We start from the raw sequence: 17,989 nt of genomic DNA, 5'->3' as shown, positions 1-17,989 counted from the left end.
CGTCCTCTGATGGTCGGGCCGGCACCATGCCAAGCCCTTGCACCGAGACGAGCCCGGGACCGATGCCGGGCGTGGCCACCACTGACGCTCGTTAGCGCAGAGAAGTCCAGTCGGAATGTCGGGGGAACCCTGGTTCTCCTCCCGATGGGTTCGCAGGTTCCGCGCAGCCGGTCGCGCTTCAGCCGAGCCCCGCCGTCTTGGCGCGGGATCGACGATTTGGCTTGCGGCGCGCGGCCCGGGCCCGTTCAGCGCCGGTCAAACCGCGTATAGCGCTCGAAGGCATCTTCCATGTCATGCGCTTCGTCCGGATCGTCGCTCTCAAGGTGCAGCAGCGTCATGGCAAAGCCGGAGGCCTGATGCAGCGTCTGCATGGTCAGGGAGGCGCCGGACGGTTTGGCGTTGATCCAGTCATCCGCATCAGCCTCGATCGGCGCGCTGATCGCTTCGCCGGGCTGGGGCGTTGGCAGGACCGGCATCGGATCCCCGGTGCGCAGGCCGATGCGCGGGAAGATGGCCGAACTGATTCCATAGCGGCATCGGCCCTTGTGGCTGAACACGATCGCAATGGCTGCCTCGTGCTGCTCGGCATAACGACGCGCCATCGTCTCGCGGCTGCAATCGAGTGTGTCGACCAGGTCCAGCACCGCGTCAATATCCGGTCCCCGGTCGAGAAAGGGACGCATCCGGCTGACTGGCATCAGCAGCTCGGCCGCGAACCGGTTGGCCTGACGTTCCTGGACCTGGTGCCGGGTAAGGCCCGGCTTGGAAGCCGATCCCGCCTGCCGGAGGTCGGCCTTGGTGCAGGCAAACCCGTCTCCTGATGTCGGTGTGTGCCAAAGGTTCAGATAGTGGCCAAGTTCATGGGCGATGGTGAAGCGCTGGCGGCGGTGGTTGGAGGCGCTGTTGACCAGGATGGAGCCAACGCTCCGCTCGGCGGTGGTAACCAGCGCCCCCTCAAGGTTTTCGGTCGCTTCTTTCCGGATCTCGATGATGTCCAGCGCCGCCGCGATGGCCTCGACCGGTACCGGACCCATCGTGTGACCCTGCTTCCCAACCTGCGCATGGATGGCCGCGGCCAGCCGAACAGGGTTGCCTCCGCCAGCCTCCTCAATGGTCATGCGGGAAAGGGCGAGTGTCTGTTCGATGCCGGTCATGCCAATGCGCACTCCGATCCATTACCTCAGGTCTGGCCGTCGTTTGCGGCAACGCGGCTTTGCAGCAGCGACTTGAGCATCGAATCAAGGATCTGCCGCTCCCGTGGGTCGAGATCGCTGGCCTGGCGGAACATGCGCTGCAGGTCGACATCGGCGTCAGGGGCTTCGATCGCCTCGCCCACAAGGAAGCTGACCGAGACCTCAAAGTGATCGGCAAGCCTTGTGACCAATGCCATGGACGGGTTGTCCGTGCGCCCCTTCTCCAACTCCCAGATATGGGCCTTGGACACGCCAACGGCGTCCGCAACCTGCTGCAGCGATTCGCGCTTGTTCATGCGCAACTCGGTGATGCGTCTGCCCAATGCCATGTCGGTTCCTCCTGTCTCGCGGCCATGCCCCATGCGCCGGGGGGTTTGCGTTATCCCCAGGCGATGTTCATCTGATCTGACGAGATCATGGCACAGGACTTGCCGTTGGCAATCGTTTTCTGCATCTTACGGAATCGAGAGGCAGCGATTCAACCTCATGGAGCCAAACCCGTGACCGACCTTCACATTCAATACCGGCCGATCGACGCACTGCGGCCCTATCCAAAGAACGCGCGCACCCATTCCAAAAAGCAGATCCGCCAGATCGCCGCGTCGATCACCGAGTTCGGGTTTACGAACCCGGTGCTCGTCGATGATGACGGCACGATCTTGGCCGGCCATGGCCGCGTGGAGGCCGCACGACAGCTGGGCATGGCAACGGTCCCGTGCGTGCAACTATCCTCGATGACGAAGGCACAAAAGCGCGCCTATGTGCTGGCCGACAACAAGCTGGCCCTCAATGCGGGCTGGAACGAGGAGCTCCTGGCCGAGGAACTCGGCGCGCTGATGGACGAGGACATCAGCTTTGATGTCGAGTTGACCGGCTTTTCGATTGCCGAGATCGACAGCCTGATCGAAGCGCCCCGGCCCGAAGAGCCGGGCGATCCCGACGATGACCGTCTTCCGGACCAGGCCGATGTTCCGGCCCGGTGCCGGCCGGGCGATATCTGGCAGTTGGGTCCGCATCGATTGGCCTGCGGTGATGCACGGGACGAAGCCGTGATTGCCGCGCTCATGGCCGGCGAACGGGCGCGCATGGTGTTCACCGACCCACCCTACAACGTGCCCGTCGACGGCCATGTCGGCGGTCTGGGCAAGACCAGACATCGCGAGTTCGCCATGGCGTCCGGCGAGATGTCGTCGGATGCCTTCACGACCTTCCTGACCGATGCACTGCGACCGCTGGCCGATCACGCGGTCGACGGATCGATCCACTTTGTCTGCATGGACTGGCGGCACATGGGCGAACTGATGGCGGCCGGCGGCGCGGTCTATGACGAGCTCAAGAACCTGATCGTATGGGTCAAGGACAATGGCGGCATGGGCAGCTTCTACCGCTCCCGCCACGAGCTGATCTTCGCCTTCAAGAAGGGCACGGCCCCGCATACCAACAGTTTTGAGCTGGGTCAGCATGGCCGCTACCGCACCAATGTCTGGCAATATCGCGGCGTCAACACGTTCGGGGCCGGACGGATGGATGAGCTTTCCATGCATCCAACGGTCAAGCCCGTGCAGATGATCGCCGATGCCATCCGGGACGTCTCGGCCCGAGGCGAGATCGTGCTCGACACGTTCGGCGGGTCGGGATCGACCCTGATCTCGGCCCACAAGACCGGCCGGCGCGCGCGCCTTTGCGAGATCGACCCGGTCTATTGCAACCGGATCATCGCACGCTGGGAGCGGTTTGCCAACGATGAGGCAGCGCAGCTGGCCTGCGGGACCGGGCATGCGGACACCGAGCGGGCCGCAACCGAAAGGGCAGCGTGATGGACAAGAATGTCGATCCGAACGAACAACGCAAGGAGCAGGCGGTGCACCCCGGGCCAACCGGCTATGCGGTCGGCTATCGCAAGCCGCCCCGCAATACGCGGTTCAAGAAGGGCCAGTCCGGAAATCCGAAGGGGCGACCAAAAGGGTCAAGAAACAAGCCGCCCGAGGCGACCCGCACGCTGCGCCAGCTTCTCGTCCATGAGGCCTATCGTGACGTCACCATCCAGGACAGGGACGGGCCGGTTTCGATGAGTGTGGCACAAGCGGCCATCCGGTCCATGGGCATCAAGGCCGCCAAGGGCTCTGTGACGGCGCAGAAGCTGTTCCTGAGTTCGCTTTCGGCCGTCGAGCAGGAAAAGGCCCGCGAGCAGGAAGAGCTGTTTGCTGCCGTCTCCGACTACAAGAGGCAGAAGCTGTCATACATCGAAGACTGCAAGCGGGCGGGCCGCGAGCCTGGTGAGCTACTCCCCCATCCGGACGATATCGAACTGGACATGCGTTCTGGCCGGGTCATCTTCCACGGCCCGATCGACGAAACCGACAAGACGGTCTGGGACGAACTCTGGGCACGCAAGGGGGAACTCGAGTACGAGTTGGTGTATCTCTACGAGCAATTCGAAATCAAGCAGGCCAGCGAAGACCCTGATGCGCCCGAGGTTCTCGTCAACGACATCGTTTCCCTGTTCTGGCAACTCGACATGACCGATCAGGCCATCATGATGCGGTGGCATCTGCCTGCTGAGCGCATGGCCGGCGATTTTCTCCGTCGCAGGGTGCTGCAAGACCGTGTCGATAACCACATCTGGCCCAGGCAGCCCCGCCTGTGGCAGGCCACCGAGATCAGTTGGGATCAAAGATTGCATCTGAAACATCTGGCCGAAAAACGGAAGTCGGCCCTAACGGACGCTTCGGAGCCCGATGACGGCAATGGCGCTGCAGAGAAAAGCGATTGAGCGAGGTCCCTGAACCCTAGGCGCTCGTCATGCCCGCTATCATGGCGCCGAGGGCGACAATGTGGATCAGCATGATCGCGCGGTCGTTCCAGAGCACGCCCACGGCGAACCACCCCAAGACGCCCGCAAGGAACAGGTAAAGGTTCCACGGCGTCCAGCCGAAGCCGGTCGCCGTGTAGCCCATGATCTGGATGATCGACGCGGCCCACTTGACTACGAAGGCCACGCGCGCCTGACCGAGAGCCGTGAGGGCGATGTCAGACGGCACGGGTCAGTCCTCCGTCGATGCGCAGGTTCTGTCCCGTCATGTAGCCTCCCTCGTCGGAGGCGAGCCAGGAAATCAGCGACGCGACCTCTGCGGCCCGACCGTAGCGGCCCATCGGGATGCGCGCGCGCCTGTTTTCGGCCTCCGGTAGGCTGTCGATGAAGCCGGGCAGAACGTTGTTCATTCGGACGTTCTCCGCTGCGTGCTTGTCCGCATAGAGCTTGGCGAAGGAGGCGAGCCCCGCGCGGAACACACCCGAAGTCGGGAACAGCGGGTCGGGCTCGAAGGCGGCGAAGGTCGAGAAGTTGATGATCGCTCCACCGCCCTGCTGTTGCATGATCGGCGTCACAAGCCGTGCGGGCCGGATCGCGTTCAGGAGGTAGACCTCCATGCCGTCGTGCCAGTCCTCGTCGGAAATCTCGAGGACGGGTCCCTTCGGCCCGTGCCCCGCGGAATTGACCAGCACGTCGATGCGCCCCCAGCGCTCCATTGCGCCGTCGACCAGCGCGGTCAGGTCGGCGACCGACCGGTTCGAGCCGGTGACGCCGAAGCCGCCGAGCTCCGTGCCGAGCGCCTCGCCCTTGCCGGAGGAGGAAAGAATGCCGACACGAAATCCGTCCTGAGCGAGGCGCCGCGCCGCGTCGGCGCCCATGCCGCTCCCGCCGGCCGTGATCAGCGCAACTTTTTCTGCTGTCATGATGCTTTTCCTTTCGTGCGTTGTCCGCAAAATAGGCGATACCGCCCGAACGCACGAACCAGAATTGACGCGGGATGACAGTAGAAATACTACTGGCGGATGACCGACCTTCCGCCTCTCAACGGGCTACGCGCCTTCGAAGCCGCCGGACGGCACCTCAATTTCCGCGCCGCTGCGGACGAACTCGGTGTGACCCAAGGCGCTGTCGCGCAACAGGTTCGGGGGCTGGAGGACCATGTCGGCATGCCGCTCTTCGAGCGGCTGCCGAAGGGCCTTGCTTTCACTGCAGCGGGGCGAGGCTATCATGTTCGTGTCGCCGAGGCCTTCGCGACCTTGCGCGAGGCGTCCGCGGTGCTACAGCCCGAAGCAGCCAAGGTACTGATCAGCGTCACGCCGACCTTTGCCGCGAAATGGCTGATCCCGCATCTGCCGGACTTCACGGCAAAGCATCCGGACATCGACCTTAGGATTCTCGCGACAGAGAAGGTGTCGAGCTTCCATGCCGATGGCATTGATCTGGCAGTCCGCCTCGGCGAACCGCCCTTTGGCGCTGCGCTTGAGGCTCATCTCCTGTTCCGTCACGAGATCGTCGCGGTGGCAGCGCCGGGGCTGCTTGCCGACCGCACAGTCCCGGTGGATGAGGCCGCGCTCGCTGCGATTCCCAAGCTGCATGATACGCACGATCTCTGGCCCTCCTTCCTCAGGCAGTGCGGCGTCAAGCAGAGCCGCGGTAGGGACATCCGCCTCAGCCAAACGGCGTTGGCCATCGACGCGGCGTTAGCGGGACAGGGCGTGGCGCTGGCGAGCCGCTTTCTCGTTGCGGCCGATCTCGAGGCTGGACGGCTGATGCAGGTCGTTCCGCAGATCCTTGCCGGAGCGGGGGATTTCTTCCTTCTCGCTCGCCGGGGCACGAAACGATCGGAGGCCGCAGCCACGACCTTCGGATGGCTGGTCGAGGCGTCGGCCACATGAACCGCGCGGAGCTGCCTTCCGATCCAGGCTTCCGCAAATGCAGATTTGACACGAGCGCAGATGAGGTCTCTTGCCAGAGCACCAGATCGCTGGGGTGCTGGCGCAGGACCAGTTGCGGGGAAATCGTTCTGCCCCATACCCATGTCCACTTTGACATCGAAATGTTCGTCTTTCGATAGCGCAAGCCGGCAAAGGGAGCTTTTGCAGCTGATCTATGGGATGCGTTCGAGAGGTCGTCCCGACATGCTGATCGACAGCAATGCTTATACGAGGCTGGCGGCCTACAAGGACAGGCTCTTACTGGCCCACTCCATGCAATAGGCTGATCATGGCATTTCTGCCGCAAGCGCCGACGCCAGGCGCTTGGCAGCCGTGACCGCCTCTGCCCTGTGCAGCGGCCACGACTGGGTCAATCCTTCCAGGACGAGCAGGAGAGCGACTTCCTGATCGGCAAGGCCCGTGGCGTCCGCGGCCCGCAGCGCCACCTCTTGCTTGTGACGCCCGAGCAGTGCGCGCACCGACGCGTTGCCGGGATCCGCCGCCACCGCCGCGTGGAACAGGCAGCCATGGGCGGCCTCGGTCCGCATCCAGGCGCCGACACGGTCCATCAACGTGGAACGGGCCTCGCTCGGATCGTCCGGCAAATCGTTCAAAACTTGCGCCAGATAGCGTTGATGACGATGCTCCAGCGCGGCCATCACCATGTTGGCCCTGGAGGGCATGTACTTGTACAACGTGCGCAGGCTGACCCCGGCGGCATCCCGCAGGGTCTCGACGTTCGGCTCGGCAAAGCCATGGGTGGCAAATGCCCGCTCCAGGCCGGCGGCGATCTTCTCTTGGGTTGTTGTCATGCTTGACCGGGTAAAGGGATTGCTCTACCTGCGCAAGTAGAGGAAACGCTCTACCGAACGAAAGGTCCGCCATGACACCGCCCGGTACGATGAAAGCCGTGCTGCTGACAGGTCACGGCGACCTTGACCGGCTTGAATACCGCGAAGACGTTCCTGTCCCGCAGCCGGGCTCTGGCGAGGTTCTGATCCGCGTGCGCGCCTCGGCCGTGAACAACACCGATGTCAACACGCGCACGGGCTGGTATTCCAAGGCGGTGTGTGGCGACACCAACGCCGCTGCGCGTGAGGGCTATGACGGGGCATCCGACGCCGACGGCGCATGGTCTGGCGCGCTGTCCTTTCCGCGCATCCAGGGGGCCGATTGCTGTGGCGAGATCGTCGCCGTGGGGCGGGGTGTCGACCCGGCCCGCACCGGCCAGCGCGTGCTGGTATGCCCGATGCATCGCCCCCAGAGTAGCGACGACCCGCATGCGCTTTTCACCTTTGGTTCCGAGCGCGACGGTGCCTTTGCCCAGTTCACCACCATCGATGCCGAACATGCCGTCGCGGTGGACAGCGCACTCTCGGACATTGAGCTGGCTTCCTTTCCCTGCGCGTTCTCCACTTCCGAGGGCATGATCCAGCGCGCGGGCCTCGGGGCCGAACGGGTCCTGATCACCGGTGCTTCCGGTGGTGTGGGGTCAGCCGTGATCCAGCTGGCGAAACGGCGCGGGGCGCATGTGACCGCGGTCATCAGTCCGTCGAAGGCGGGGGCCGTGGGTGACCTCGGCGCCGACGCCACGCTGGCCCGCGACGACGCACTGCCAGTAGATGCCTTCGACGTGGTGCTCGACCTTGTTGGTGGGCCACGCTGGCCGGCGCTTTTGGAGGCGCTGTCGGTGCGGGGGCGCTATGTGACCTCCGGCGCGATCGCGGGCCCGATCGTTGAACTGGATCTTCGCACGCTTTATCTCAAGGATCAGACCCTGATCGGCAGCACCCGGCAAGATGCGCGCGTCTTCACCGACCTAGTGGGATACATCGAACGCGGGGAGATCCGCCCGGTCGTGGCCGAAAGCTATCCCTTGTCGGATATCCGCATCGCACAGGAGGCGTTCCTGAAAAAAGGCCACATCGGAAAGATCAGCCTGCATGTTCCGTAGCGGTCGACGCAGAGTCGTTCTCGCACGAAAATGATGTTCCGTACGCTGCTTAGGGGGGTGGAGAAGGTTGAATATCAGGCCCACCCCCTCCGCCACTTGCCCTCGCGAAAGCGTTCTCCCGATCCGGCTGCGGCCGGATTTTTTCTTTTTTTCGGGGGTTATGCGGGTGGGGCTGTTAACCGGCCCCGCTGCAAGGAGGCCCCGAAGCGGTCTCTGAGGGCCGATATTCTCTGGACCTGTTGACTGCGCAGTTTGGTAAAAAGCTTTCAAGCATCTGTTCTATAAGTCATTCTTCCCTTGCGGCCGCACGGACTCCGATCCCGGTTCCATCCGGTCGAAATGCCACTGGCGTCGAACTTCCTGATTTAGCGACCGCATTTCCGCGGGTCGTTGACCTCATCGCCGCATTGTGACCATTCTGACCACAAATCAGGGAGGGGCCCATGAAGGCCGTGTCTGCCCGTGAGGCCAAGCATCACTTCGGCCAGTTGATCGACGAGGCACGGGCCGAGCCCGTGGTCGTCGAGAAGCACGGGCGCCCGGTAGTCGTCGTCCTTGCGGTCGAGGAGTACCAGCGGCTGACCGGACGGACCGTAAAACCCTCCGGCAAGAAACGAGAGGACGAGCGGTAGCGCATGCCGATATTGAACTGGCTGACACGGGACGAGGACATCCGCACGGCACAGCACGTGCCCTATCGCCTGCTGGAGGAAGTCCCGGATCTGTCGGCGGGCGACGGTGGCGCGGGCAACATGCTGATCCAGGGCGACAACCTGGAAGCGCTGAAGGCCCTGCTCCCCTTCTATGCCGGTCGGGTGAAATGCATCTATATCGACCCGCCCTACAACACGCGCTCTGCCTTCGAGCACTACGACGACAACCTCGAGCACACGCAATGGCTGGCCATGATGTGGCCCCGGCTGGAACTGCTGCGCGATCTTCTGGCCGAGGATGGCTCGATCTGGGTGTCCATCGACGATCACGAGGGGCACTACCTCAAGGTCATCATGGACGAGGTGTTCGGGCGTTCACGGTTCATCGCAAATAATGTTTGGCAGAAGCGATATTCGCGAGAGAACCGTGGCTCTATCGGAGATGCGCATGAATACGTGACCGTCTACGCTCAGGAGCCTGAACTTTTCAAGAAGGTCAGGAACCGCGTGCCGCTCAACGAGGAACAGGCAAAGATCTACAAGAACCCGGACAATCGCAGCGAAACCGACCCGAGGAAGCGCTGGCGCGGGTTGCCAATGACGGCTCAAGGCTACCGACCCAACCAGATGTATGAAATCGTTGCGCCCTCGGGTCGCGTTCATCGACCGCCAGAGGGAAGATGTTGGTCGATGATCGAACCAGAATTTCTCAAGTTGAAGGCGGCCAACCGGATTTATTGGGGGAAGAATGGGGACTCCCAGCCGAGCGTCATTCGCTTTCTTTCAGAAGTGGAAGGGCTGGTGCCTTGGACTTGATGGCCGCATTCTGATGCCGGCCATACCGACGAGTCGAAGAAGGAGGCCAACGAACTTTTCGGATCAGATGTGAGCTTTGGAACTCCGAAGCCCGAACGACTTATCGAGCGAATCCTTCAAATTGCGACCAATCCCGGCGACCTCGTTCTCGACTCCTTCCTCGGCTCTGGCACGACAGCGGCTGTCGCTCACAAGATGGGCCGTCGCTACATCGGCATCGAGATGGGGGACCACGCCCGCACCCACTGCGCGCCGCGCCTCCAGAAGGTGATCGACGGCGAACAGGGCGGAATATCGGGAAGTGCAGGCTGGAAAAGCGGTGGCGGTTTCCGCTTCTACCGGCTCGGCCCACCTGTCTTTGACGAGGAAGGCCACATTCGGCAGGACATCCGCTTCCCGGTGCTGGCGGCGCATGTCTGGTTTTCGGAGACCGACCGACCGTGGGATGGCAGTGGCGACAGCCCGCTGCTCGGTATCGAGGACGGCCGCGCCCATGCGCTGCTCTACAACGGCATCCTTGGCGACAAGAGGCCGGGCGGCGGCAACGTGCTGACCCGCGCGACCCTCGCCCTGATCCGCGAGGATATCGCCAAGCTGGCGCCGGGCTTCGACGGCCCGCTTACGGTGTATGGCGAAAGATCCCGACTGACGCCCGCGACGCTCGACCGCGAGCGCATCACCTTCAAGCAGACGCCCTACGACGTCAAAGCGCGGGCCTGAGGGGGCATCTGATGAAACTGAAGCAATACCAGACCGATACTCTCTCCGTTCTCCGCCGGTTCTTCGAGGAGGCGCGCGTGGCGGGCCCGAAGGGCGCGTACGAGGCGATCACCAGGGAGCCGGACCAGGCCAAGCGGCTCGGCCGATATGGCGGCACCTACACGCCGCTCGCCGAGCTGCCGGCCGTTCCCTATGTCTGCCTGCGCCTGCCCACCGGGGGCGGCAAGACTATCCTCGGCGCCCACTCTATCGGCATCGCGCGCGACGCCTGGGTGGAGAAGGACTATCCGATGGTCCTGTGGCTGGTGCCGTCGAACACGATCCGGCTTCAGACGGCCGAGGCGCTGAAGAACGCCCGCCACCCCTATCGGCAGGCGCTGGATGAGGCCTTCGACGGCCGGGTGCGCGTGTTCGACATCGCGGACTTCACGCATATCCGCCCGCACGACATCCGCGACCATTGCTGCATCGTCGTGGGCACGATCCAGACGCTGCGGGTCTCGAACACCGAGGGCCGCAAGGTCTATTCCCACAACGAGAACATGGAGCCGCACTTCACGGCGCTGCCCAAGACCTTGCCGGGGCTGGAAGCGCTGGAAGGCGGCGGCGTGAAGTTCTCCTTCGCCAATCTGATGCATGTCCACCGGCCGCTGATGATCGTGGACGAAGCGCACAACGCGGTCACCGGCCTGACGCGCGAAATGCAGGCGCGGGTCAATCCGTCGGCGATCATCGAGTTCACGGCGACGCCGCGGCTCAACTCGAACATCCTGCACAGTGTCACGGCGCAGGAGCTGAAGCTCGAGGAGATGATCAAGCTGCCGATCATGCTGTCCGAGCACGACACCTGGCAGAACGCTGTGAACGGGGCGATCGCGTCGCGGGCGTCGCTGGCTGAGGAAGCCGAGAAGGACACGGCGTATATCCGACCCATCGTCCTGTTCCAGGCGCAGCCCAAGAACCAGGAGGTGACAGTCGAGGTGCTGAAGAAGCACCTGATGGAGGTCGAGCAGATCCCCGAGCACAATATCGCCGTGGCTACCGGCGACCAGCGCGAACTGGACGGCATCAACCTGTTCGATCCGAAATGCCCGATCGAATACGTCATCACCGTCGAGGCGCTGAAGGAGGGCTGGGATTGTTCGTTCGCCTATGCGTTCTGCTCGGTCTCGCGGATCCAGAGCGCGGTGGACGTCGAGCAGTTGCTGGGGCGCGTCCTGCGGATGCCTTATGCCAAGCGCCGCAAGGCCGAGGATTTGAACCGCGCCTATGCGTTCCTGTCTGAGCCGTCGTTCGGCGAGGCGGCGCGGTCGCTGGCCGACAAGCTGGTGGCCATGGGTTTCGAGGAGGATGAGGCGCTCGACAACATCGAACCGGCGCAAACTTCGCTCGATGCCGATACCGGCCTGTTCGGCCCGCGCGACAAGCCGAAGCCGACTTTCAAGCACACGGTGACGGCGACACCCGAGGTGGTTGCCGAACTGAAGAAGCGCGAAGGGGTGAGCGTTCGCGAAACTGACGATGGGAAGGTCGAGATCGCCGTGACGGGGCGTGTTGACGGCGGCCTCGAAAGGGTGATCGCCGAGGCCCTCCCCGAGACCGAACGAACTGGGTTCTCGGCGGCCGTCACCAAGTATCGCGTCGAAGTGAAGGACCAGCTGTCGCCTGCAGAACAGGGCGAGGCGTTCGAGGTCCCGCGCCTGGTGTCCGAGATCCAGGGCGAGTTCGAGTTCGCGGACACCGACGTGTTCATGGAATTCCACGACTGGTCGCTGCTCGACCACTCGTCGAAACTGGGCGAAGGCGAGTTCGCGATCCGGGAGACGGCGCGCAGCTTCGAGATCGACCTCGATGGCAGCCGCATCACCTACCAGTTCGCCGACGAAGAAGAGCAGCTGGCGCTAGACGTCGATGTCGAAGGGTGGACACCGGAGGCGCTGGTGCTCTGGCTCGACCGGCAGGTGCGCCAGCCGGAAATCCATCAGAGCGAACTGCTCCGCTGGCTGCGCGATCTGGTCGCCCACCTGATCACTACGCGCGGCATGCACATCGCGGCGCTGATGCGGTGCAAGTTCATCCTCGCCCGCAAGGTCCGCGAGAAGCTCGCCGCCATCCGCCAGCAGGAACGCGATGGCGTCTACCAGCGGTATCTCTTCGCTCCAGAAGCCAAGGTCGAGGTCTCCTTCGACCAGGCTTTCGAGTTCAAAGACGGGATGTACTGGGATCAGCGCCGGTATCGTGGGCGCTGGAAACCTCGCAAGCACTTCCTTGGGCCGGACCATGTGCCTGCCTTCGACGGAGCCGAGAACGGTGAAGAATTCCAGTGCGCGCAAGCCATCGACAGCTTGCCGGGTCTCAAGTTCTGGATACGCAACGTCGCTCGCCACCCCAACTCGTTCTGGTTGCCCACGGCCACAGACAAGTTCTATCCGGATTTCGTGGCTCAGTTGGAGGACGGCCGGCTGCTCGTCGTAGAGTACAAGGGAGCTCACATCGCCGATGGCCCCGACACCGCCGAAAAGCGGACCGTCGGCCAGCTGTGGGAGAGGAAGAGCGGCGGCAAGTGCTTGTTCGTTGTGGTCGAAAAGACCGTCGACGGCCGGGACATGCGGACTCAGATGGTGGTGAAGACCCAATAATAGGGATATCGGATCTATTCGAGAACCAACAAATCGGGATAAAATCTAAGCAGGTGACGATATCTGTTAAGATGTTCGACCGTATCGGACCGTGAAATGTCTTCACCAAGTGGACTGAAGGGCAAATTGTTCACAAGCTTCTCGGCACCCGCTGCGGGAAGGAGGCGATCAAGCAGGCCGCGCTCCCTCGATGTGAGTGCAGTTGCGCCAGGCGGCGCAGGGCTCGGACATCACGATCCTCGCACCGGAATTGCCAGCGGAGACTGCGCGACGACACTACGATGCAGGCTTTCATTTGATCGAAACCCTCGAGGTGCTGAAGCCTGCCTCCAACGTCCTCGGCGCTGCAATCGACGACGCCGCTCTGGTGCCGGTCCCGCTGGCGCCCGCGCTTCGCGTTCGGAGAGCGACGGCCGAGGTTCAATGGGACGGTCGCTCCGTAATTCTGTCGCGTCAGATTTTTCCCGTGTTCGAGCGCCTGCTGGAAAAGGCACTGTCGCGCGATCAGGTCGCCTCCGGATCCTATCTCGAAGGCACGACGGTGCGCGAGGCCAAGGATCTGATCCGCGAGCTGCGCGACGCGTTCAAGGCTGCCGGATTCACCGATGGCGAGAGCAAAGCCCTGATCACGACGGTGCGCAATCGGGGTTATCGGCTCGGCGTCCCCGCTTCAGAAATTGTGGTCGACGCCTGAAAAGACAACCAGCAGCGTATCGCGCGCTTCCTTCCTTGCGTCCACTTTCGTCAGCTGGAGCCGGGTCGGTCCGGCTCGCATTTAGCCAATCATGGCCACTCGCTTCCGCAGTGCCGCCGCCAGATCCGATACGCCGTCGATCTGGGCGATGACCGGCTCGAGATTCAAACCGTGATACTGGCCGTATTCCTTACACACGTCATCAGCGACCAAGAGTTTCCACGAGGTGGGCTCGATCGTGATGGCGCCAGCGTCGAACAGTCTATGTAGGTCCGCGCGTAGAGGAATGCCGTTCCACCCATCGTCGCCGCCGCCGCTGGACACAGGCAGAACGTGCGCGGCTTCCAAGGCCATCAGTGTCTCGCATCCAGTCACGAGGCAGCGCGCGCCGAACATCTTAAAAACCGCGCGACGAAAGCGGGCTTGGCCCGGGCGCTCCCAAACTTCCGCGAGGCGGCGCTGACGCTCAGTCGCGCTTTCAGCCTCGTCCTCGGGGCTGTCGATCAGCTGGAACCCCAATCTCTCGAAGTATTTCCGGAAAACGTTTGTGATGGGATTATCGGTCATAGGGTTGCCAGCAATCTCGTTTGCTAGACGCCCCAGCGGTTTCACTGGGTAAGCCGCGCCTTCGTGCATCAGAAAACCCGTGCTCGACTTGCGCTTCTGACCGTTGGGCTTGGGATAGCTTTCATATAGCCATTCCTGACCGTTAGTTTTCGCCAGGCGGATTGCTTCCAAGGCTTGCTTCCGGTCAAAAGTCAGGTCGGTCATCGTCGAGCACGCCTCCATCGCAGTAGAACGTTCACTCAAGCTATCGCGGCATTCACATGTCGCGCAATCGCCTGCTTCGCTCGGTCTTGGCGCAGTCGAAGCGGCGGTGATCTATCAACTGTAGGAGATCTCAACAGCATGGCACTCAAGCGTGTTCTTGTATGTTCAGGCTCTGCAATAGTCACAAAGCGGTCAGCGCCATCCCCTTGTCTGCCCAAGCGGCAACCGAAATGGCCAGACCCACCAAACCCCCACCTTATTCCCACCCCGTTCCCACCTGCGCGCCGACCGCATCCGGCACCTTGGGCTCATCAAAAACGGTGACCGAGGCGCACAGCGATGCAGATCGAACTTCCCCCTGTCAATCGGCTCGGAATGGGGACCCTGGATCGGCGTGCAATCGGGGCTCTGACTCAAATCTGATGATTTCACATGGCGGACTGACGCGGTTTCACGAAGGGAATCAGCGCCATGGCGAACATCATGCGTTTGTCGTCCCTGATCCCGGCTGGATTGGTTGTCGAGAGTGCCGCCGAGGACAATGGGATGATGGTCGTTTCTGCACGGTCGGCTGCCGAGCGTCGGCCGTGCCCGCTCTGCGGTCGTATCTCCGGCCGCGTCCACAGCCGATACGTCAGGATCATCGCCGATCTTCCGTGTTCCGGCAGGAAAGTCCGGCTTCGACTTACGACACGACGTTTCGTTTGCGAGGTGACATTCTGCCGGCGACGCATCTTCGCGGAGCGGTTTGAGGACAATGTGGTTGCAGAGCGTTCCAGACGCACGTCGCGTCTCGAATGTCTCGTACATCATCTCGGGCTGGCGCTGGGTGGCAGAGGCCCGATGTCTGATCGACAGGTTCCAGACGATGATCCGGACGAAGGCTGCGAGCGACCTCGACGCATGGACCACCGAAGCCAGCAAGAGCCTGGTCGCGTCTTTCGCCAACGGCATCAGGCGCGACCGCGCAGCCGTCCATGCCGCCATAACGGAGCCGTGGTCGAACGGACTAACGGAGGGGCAGATCACACGGCTGAAGCTGGTGAAGCGCCAGATGTATGGTCGTGGGAAGCTCGATCTCCTGCAAGCAAGGCTGATCGGCGCCGCTTGATCATCGAGATTGCGTCAGACCCCAATCGGGCCCCCCTCGTAGGGCTCGACGGTGAGCGCCCGACCGGGTGGAGCTGGTCGGGGTTGAGCTCCCTGGCTTTAGCTTTGAGATCGGTTCTTGAAGCGCCAGGACTCGTTGCCGGTTTCGATGATCTCGCAGTGATGGGTGAGGCGGTCGAGCAGCGCCGTCGTCATCTTGGCGTCGCCGAAGACGGCGGGCCATTCGCCGAACGCAAGGTTGGTTGTGACGATGATCGAGGTGCGTTCGTAGAGCCGGCTGATCAAGTGGAAGAGCAACTGTCCGCCGGCCTGCGCGAAGGGCAGATAGCCGAGTTCGTCGAGGACGGCGAAGTCGAGCCGGGTGAGGTAGTCGGCGATGCGCCCCTGCTTGCCGGCGCGATGTTCGGTCTCGAGGCGGTTGACCAGATCGACGACGTTGAAGAAGCGGCCGCGTGCTCCACTACGGATGAGTGCGCGGGCGATCGCGATGGCCAGGTGCGACTTGCCCGTGCCGGTGCCGCCGATGAGCACGGCGTTGCGCTGGTCGGCGACGAAGGCGCCGGTGGCGAGGTCGCGCACGAGCGTCTCGTTGACGGGCGTGTCGGCGAAGTCGAAGTCCTCGATGTCCTTGGCCAGCGGCAGCTTGGCGACGGTGAGTTGGTATTTGATCGAACGCGCCTGCTTCTCGGCGATCTCGGCCGACAGCAGATCGCCGACGACCCTCGGCGGCTCGTGCTGGCGCTTGATGGCGGTGGCCATGATCTCGTCGTAGGCGCTGCGCATGCCGTAGAGCTTCAGCGTTCCCATCAGGTCCAGAACCTGGGTGCGTTCCATCAGCTTGCCCTCCTGAGACTGTCGTAGCGAGCGCAGTCGGCCTGCGGCTCGTGTCGCAGACGCAGCGCGTCGGGTGTGAGGATCGTGACGGCCGGCGCCGGATCGCGGCGTCGGGCCAGGATGTTGAGTATGACAGCGGACGAGCAGACGTTCTCGGCAAGCGCCTGCTGGCACGCAGTCTCGACGGCATCGAGCCCATCCGACAGCACCGCTGTCAGGATCGCCACCATCTGCCGGTCGCCGTCGTCGGCTGCCTTCAGCCGGCGCCTGACCCGATCCATCGCCGGCGGCAGTTCCCAGCCCTGGAACGGCGCACCGTTGCGCAGCGCGCCGGGCTTGCGCGCCAGCACCGGCACATAATGCCATGGATCGTAGACCGTCTGATTGCGGCCGAAGCAGCGGGCATGTAGTCCCGTTTTTCGGCCGCGGTGCGCTTTTTAGAGCCCCCTTTAAGAACTCCAGTTCCAGGGCCTGTTTGCCGACGAGCCGTTCAAGCGCAGCAATCCGAGCCTCGTATTCCTGGATCAGATCAGCGGCCTGGGCATCCTCATCGAAGGCACCTTCCTCGTATTTGCGAACCCACACACGGATCAGCTGGCGCTGTATATCGTGGCGCTTCGCCAAGCCATGAAGCGTCTCGCCGGAAAGGTACTCCTGCGCGACCTGCCGCTTAAATTCGATACTGTGCGTGCGATATCTTGCCATGGTTCTCTCTTCGAAAACTCGACAAGACTGGTCAATTCATCAATCCGATCTGTCCACCCTCAGGGGCGCACTCCAGTTCGCCAGGGCGAATCCCGGCGCGAAGGCAAAGCTTTCATCCAGCACCTCGGCGGCATGGATCCTGTCCATGCGGAAGTTCAGGATTGTTTCGCTGCGCGATGGCTGCCGCGCCACGAGATAGCTGCGGTGACCCAGCAGCAAGCCATGCGGTTCGATCACCCGTGGCGCGGCGTCCGCTGATCCATAAGTAACGCGCAACTTAAATGGGCCTCGAAGCGCCTCGATCGCAGCATCCGTCACGTCGGGCCGCAGGGCCACAGTCGGACCGGGACGAGTGACCTGGCCGAGACCAGCTAGTACCGCCTCGGCATCTGCCTCCGACCTCGTTGCATCACGGGGTGCCAGCCGGGCCAGCAGTCCGTCGCGCAAATCCTCGAGGGCGCGGGCATGGCGCGCTCGAGCCTGGTCTCGAGCGTGGCGCGCTGCAATCTCCAGTGCCTCAATCGCGGTTTCCTGCCGCGGTTGCAGCTTCTCGGGCAGCGGCGCGTCCATTCGCCAATACCGTCGGCGGTCTTCGCCGTCCGTGATCTTGACGTTGGCGAAAGTGGCGTCCAGCGCCTCGGTCATTCGTTGGGCCGTCCGATGCGAAACGCCGAATTCCGAGCAGATATCTTCGAGGCAGACGCCGCCACGCCGAGAGGCGGCTAACTGAGCAAGCCGGAGCAAATCCTGAGCCTTGGCGAATGACATTTGACCTCTATGCCAGAAATTGTCACCGTCATAAGCTATAAATCAACTTGCGGCCTGTCGAGGCGATTCCTGCGGTGTAGTTGCGGTTACAAGGATACTAAAATGTCGGGACAAGTGATCATGATTGAACGTGCTGCTCCGAGGGATGGAATTATTGAAGAACCGGAATGGAGCCCGAAAGGGTATTGCCTCGGCGACCCGAAATTCGGCGCTGAAAAGCATCACGCGAAGAACGCAGTGTTCGTGAAGACGCTCGATGAGGCAGCAGAGCTCGTATCGAAAGGTTTTTCGCTGCGGATGGTGGGCCCGGGGAAGCGAGCTTCACTCGTTTCACCCAAGAGTCTACGCATCGTTCGCAACTAGCAGCGACTGCCGACAAGAGGGTC

17 protein-coding genes and 5 pseudogenes are annotated in these 17,989 nt (G+C 62.8%); 12 read left to right on the top strand and 10 right to left on the bottom strand.

The window, feature by feature from the left end; translation table 11 throughout:
- Nucleotides 1-245: 245 nt before the first annotated feature.
- Both GN330_RS03345 and GN330_RS03340 read right to left on the bottom strand, forming a co-directional pair.
- Entirely contained in the window at nt 246-1,154 is a 909-nt protein-coding gene (locus GN330_RS03345) for an ImmA/IrrE family metallo-endopeptidase (protein ID WP_156711238.1), read from the bottom strand.
- Nucleotides 1,155-1,180: 26 nt separating this feature from the next.
- The gene (locus GN330_RS03340) at nt 1,181-1,522 is read right to left on the bottom strand and encodes a helix-turn-helix domain-containing protein (protein ID WP_156711237.1); all 342 of its coding nucleotides are present in this window, start codon (nt 1,520-1,522) and stop codon (nt 1,181-1,183) included.
- Nucleotides 1,523-1,693: 171 nt separating this feature from the next.
- On the opposite strand from GN330_RS03340, the gene GN330_RS03335 reads away from it, so the two are divergent.
- Complete coding sequence (locus tag GN330_RS03335) at nt 1,694-3,010, top strand: site-specific DNA-methyltransferase (RefSeq protein ID WP_343040221.1); 1,317 nt, start codon at nt 1,694-1,696, stop codon at nt 3,008-3,010.
- Nucleotides 3,010-3,966, top strand: a complete 957-nt coding sequence (locus tag GN330_RS03330) for a DUF5681 domain-containing protein (protein WP_156711235.1) — start codon at nt 3,010-3,012, stop codon at nt 3,964-3,966. Before GN330_RS03335 ends, GN330_RS03330 begins: the two co-directional genes overlap by 1 nt.
- A gap of 16 nt (nt 3,967-3,982) precedes the next feature.
- Here GN330_RS03330 and GN330_RS03325 read toward each other — a convergent pair whose 3' ends face one another.
- Both GN330_RS03325 and GN330_RS03320 read right to left on the bottom strand, forming a co-directional pair.
- Nucleotides 3,983-4,234, bottom strand: a complete 252-nt coding sequence (locus GN330_RS03325) for a DUF6552 family protein (protein WP_197435018.1) — start codon at nt 4,232-4,234, stop codon at nt 3,983-3,985.
- Complete coding sequence (locus GN330_RS03320; protein WP_156711234.1) at nt 4,224-4,928, bottom strand: SDR family oxidoreductase; 705 nt, start codon at nt 4,926-4,928, stop codon at nt 4,224-4,226. Before GN330_RS03320 ends, GN330_RS03325 begins: the two co-directional genes overlap by 11 nt.
- Nucleotides 4,929-5,027: 99 nt before the next feature.
- On the opposite strand from GN330_RS03320, the gene GN330_RS03315 reads away from it, so the two are divergent.
- The gene (locus GN330_RS03315; RefSeq protein WP_156711233.1) at nt 5,028-5,900 is read left to right on the top strand and encodes a LysR substrate-binding domain-containing protein; all 873 of its coding nucleotides are present in this window, start codon (nt 5,028-5,030) and stop codon (nt 5,898-5,900) included.
- 326 nt (nt 5,901-6,226) lie between these two features.
- On the opposite strand, the gene GN330_RS03310 is transcribed toward GN330_RS03315, so the two are convergent.
- Nucleotides 6,227-6,751: a TetR/AcrR family transcriptional regulator gene (locus GN330_RS03310; protein WP_156711232.1), complete on the bottom strand. Its 525-nt coding sequence runs from the start codon at nt 6,749-6,751 to the stop codon at nt 6,227-6,229.
- 71 nt (nt 6,752-6,822) lie between these two features.
- Between GN330_RS03310 and GN330_RS03305 the strand changes: the two genes are divergently transcribed.
- The 6 genes and pseudogenes from GN330_RS03305 (at nt 6,823) to GN330_RS03285 (ending at nt 13,415) form a co-directional block, all read left to right on the top strand.
- A complete protein-coding gene (locus tag GN330_RS03305; RefSeq protein WP_156711231.1) occupies nt 6,823-7,893 on the top strand; it encodes an alcohol dehydrogenase family protein in 1,071 nt (356 codons plus the stop codon).
- Nucleotides 7,894-8,336: 443 nt separating this feature from the next.
- On the top strand, nt 8,337-8,525 hold the full coding sequence (locus GN330_RS03300; protein ID WP_156711230.1) for a type II toxin-antitoxin system Phd/YefM family antitoxin: 189 nt from the start codon (nt 8,337-8,339) through the stop codon (nt 8,523-8,525).
- A 3-nt stretch (nt 8,526-8,528) separates the two neighbouring features.
- Nucleotides 8,529-9,362 (top strand): site-specific DNA-methyltransferase, encoded by an 834-nt coding sequence (locus GN330_RS23380; protein ID WP_197435017.1) that lies wholly within the window; start codon nt 8,529-8,531, stop codon nt 9,360-9,362.
- 57 nt (nt 9,363-9,419) lie between these two features.
- Nucleotides 9,420-10,082 (top strand): annotated as a pseudogene (locus tag GN330_RS23375) (DNA methyltransferase); the annotation flags it as partial.
- Between the two features lie 11 nt (nt 10,083-10,093).
- Nucleotides 10,094-12,721, top strand: coding sequence for a DEAD/DEAH box helicase (locus GN330_RS03290; protein ID WP_156711229.1), 2,628 nt, complete (start codon nt 10,094-10,096; stop codon nt 12,719-12,721).
- Nucleotides 12,722-12,923: 202 nt separating this feature from the next.
- Nucleotides 12,924-13,415 (top strand): helix-turn-helix domain-containing protein, encoded by a 492-nt coding sequence (locus tag GN330_RS03285; RefSeq protein WP_156711228.1) that lies wholly within the window; start codon nt 12,924-12,926, stop codon nt 13,413-13,415.
- Nucleotides 13,416-13,496: 81 nt separating this feature from the next.
- On the opposite strand, the gene GN330_RS03280 is transcribed toward GN330_RS03285, so the two are convergent.
- Nucleotides 13,497-14,186: an HNH endonuclease gene (locus GN330_RS03280; RefSeq protein WP_197435016.1), complete on the bottom strand. Its 690-nt coding sequence runs from the start codon at nt 14,184-14,186 to the stop codon at nt 13,497-13,499.
- A 471-nt stretch (nt 14,187-14,657) separates the two neighbouring features.
- Here GN330_RS03280 and GN330_RS24185 point away from each other — a divergent pair.
- Nucleotides 14,658-15,023: pseudogene (locus GN330_RS24185) on the top strand (transposase family protein); the annotation flags it as partial.
- Nucleotides 15,022-15,297: pseudogene (locus GN330_RS23665) on the top strand (transposase); the annotation flags it as partial. The pseudogenes GN330_RS24185 and GN330_RS23665, both read left to right, overlap by 2 nt.
- Nucleotides 15,298-15,395: 98 nt before the next feature.
- On the opposite strand, the gene istB reads toward GN330_RS23665, so the two are convergent.
- From istB to GN330_RS03255, 4 genes and pseudogenes are all read right to left on the bottom strand, one after another.
- Nucleotides 15,396-16,130, bottom strand: a complete 735-nt coding sequence (gene istB / locus GN330_RS03270; RefSeq protein ID WP_156711924.1) for an IS21-like element helper ATPase IstB — start codon at nt 16,128-16,130, stop codon at nt 15,396-15,398.
- Between the two features lie 5 nt (nt 16,131-16,135).
- A pseudogene (locus tag GN330_RS03265) lies at nt 16,136-16,555 on the bottom strand (IS21 family transposase); the annotation flags it as partial.
- A gap of 118 nt (nt 16,556-16,673) precedes the next feature.
- Nucleotides 16,674-16,835: pseudogene (locus tag GN330_RS23660) on the bottom strand (transposase); the annotation flags it as partial.
- A 39-nt stretch (nt 16,836-16,874) separates the two neighbouring features.
- Nucleotides 16,875-17,603 (bottom strand): helix-turn-helix transcriptional regulator, encoded by a 729-nt coding sequence (locus tag GN330_RS03255; RefSeq protein ID WP_197435015.1) that lies wholly within the window; start codon nt 17,601-17,603, stop codon nt 16,875-16,877.
- A 102-nt stretch (nt 17,604-17,705) separates the two neighbouring features.
- Here GN330_RS03255 and GN330_RS03250 point away from each other — a divergent pair, with 102 nt between their 5' ends.
- Nucleotides 17,706-17,966, top strand: a complete 261-nt coding sequence (locus GN330_RS03250; RefSeq protein ID WP_156711226.1) for a hypothetical protein — start codon at nt 17,706-17,708, stop codon at nt 17,964-17,966.
- Nucleotides 17,967-17,989: the final 23 nt, after the last annotated feature.

Origin of the sequence: Nitratireductor arenosus (genome assembly GCF_009742725.1) — a bacterium.
In the GTDB taxonomy this organism is placed as follows: Bacteria; Pseudomonadota; Alphaproteobacteria; order Rhizobiales; family Rhizobiaceae; genus Mangrovimarina; species Mangrovimarina arenosa.
The sequence above is the reverse complement of the archived record's forward strand: the minus strand, read 5'-3'. Positions and strand labels throughout refer to the sequence as shown.

Excerpts from the sequence above, each read along its gene's own strand:
- GN330_RS03290 (WP_156711229.1), top strand. The coding sequence starts at position 10,094 with ATGAAACTGAAGCAATACCAGACCGATACTCTCTCCGTTCTCCGCCGG.
- GN330_RS03330 (WP_156711235.1), top strand. The coding sequence starts at position 3,010 with ATGGACAAGAATGTCGATCCGAACGAACAACGCAAGGAGCAGGCGGTG.
- GN330_RS03280 (WP_197435016.1), bottom strand. The coding sequence starts at position 14,186 with ATGACCGACCTGACTTTTGACCGGAAGCAAGCCTTGGAAGCAATCCGC.
- GN330_RS03255 (WP_197435015.1), bottom strand. The coding sequence starts at position 17,603 with ATGTCATTCGCCAAGGCTCAGGATTTGCTCCGGCTTGCTCAGTTAGCC.
- GN330_RS03305 (WP_156711231.1), top strand. The coding sequence starts at position 6,823 with ATGACACCGCCCGGTACGATGAAAGCCGTGCTGCTGACAGGTCACGGC.
- GN330_RS03320 (WP_156711234.1), bottom strand. The coding sequence starts at position 4,928 with ATGACAGCAGAAAAAGTTGCGCTGATCACGGCCGGCGGGAGCGGCATG.
- istB (WP_156711924.1), bottom strand. The coding sequence starts at position 16,130 with ATGGAACGCACCCAGGTTCTGGACCTGATGGGAACGCTGAAGCTCTAC.
- GN330_RS03340 (WP_156711237.1), bottom strand. The coding sequence starts at position 1,522 with ATGGCATTGGGCAGACGCATCACCGAGTTGCGCATGAACAAGCGCGAA.
- GN330_RS03345 (WP_156711238.1), bottom strand. The coding sequence starts at position 1,154 with ATGACCGGCATCGAACAGACACTCGCCCTTTCCCGCATGACCATTGAG.
- GN330_RS03310 (WP_156711232.1), bottom strand. The coding sequence starts at position 6,751 with ATGACAACAACCCAAGAGAAGATCGCCGCCGGCCTGGAGCGGGCATTT.
- GN330_RS03250 (WP_156711226.1), top strand. The coding sequence starts at position 17,706 with ATGTCGGGACAAGTGATCATGATTGAACGTGCTGCTCCGAGGGATGGA.
- GN330_RS23380 (WP_197435017.1), top strand. The coding sequence starts at position 8,529 with ATGCCGATATTGAACTGGCTGACACGGGACGAGGACATCCGCACGGCA.
- GN330_RS03315 (WP_156711233.1), top strand. The coding sequence starts at position 5,028 with ATGACCGACCTTCCGCCTCTCAACGGGCTACGCGCCTTCGAAGCCGCC.
- GN330_RS03300 (WP_156711230.1), top strand. The coding sequence starts at position 8,337 with ATGAAGGCCGTGTCTGCCCGTGAGGCCAAGCATCACTTCGGCCAGTTG.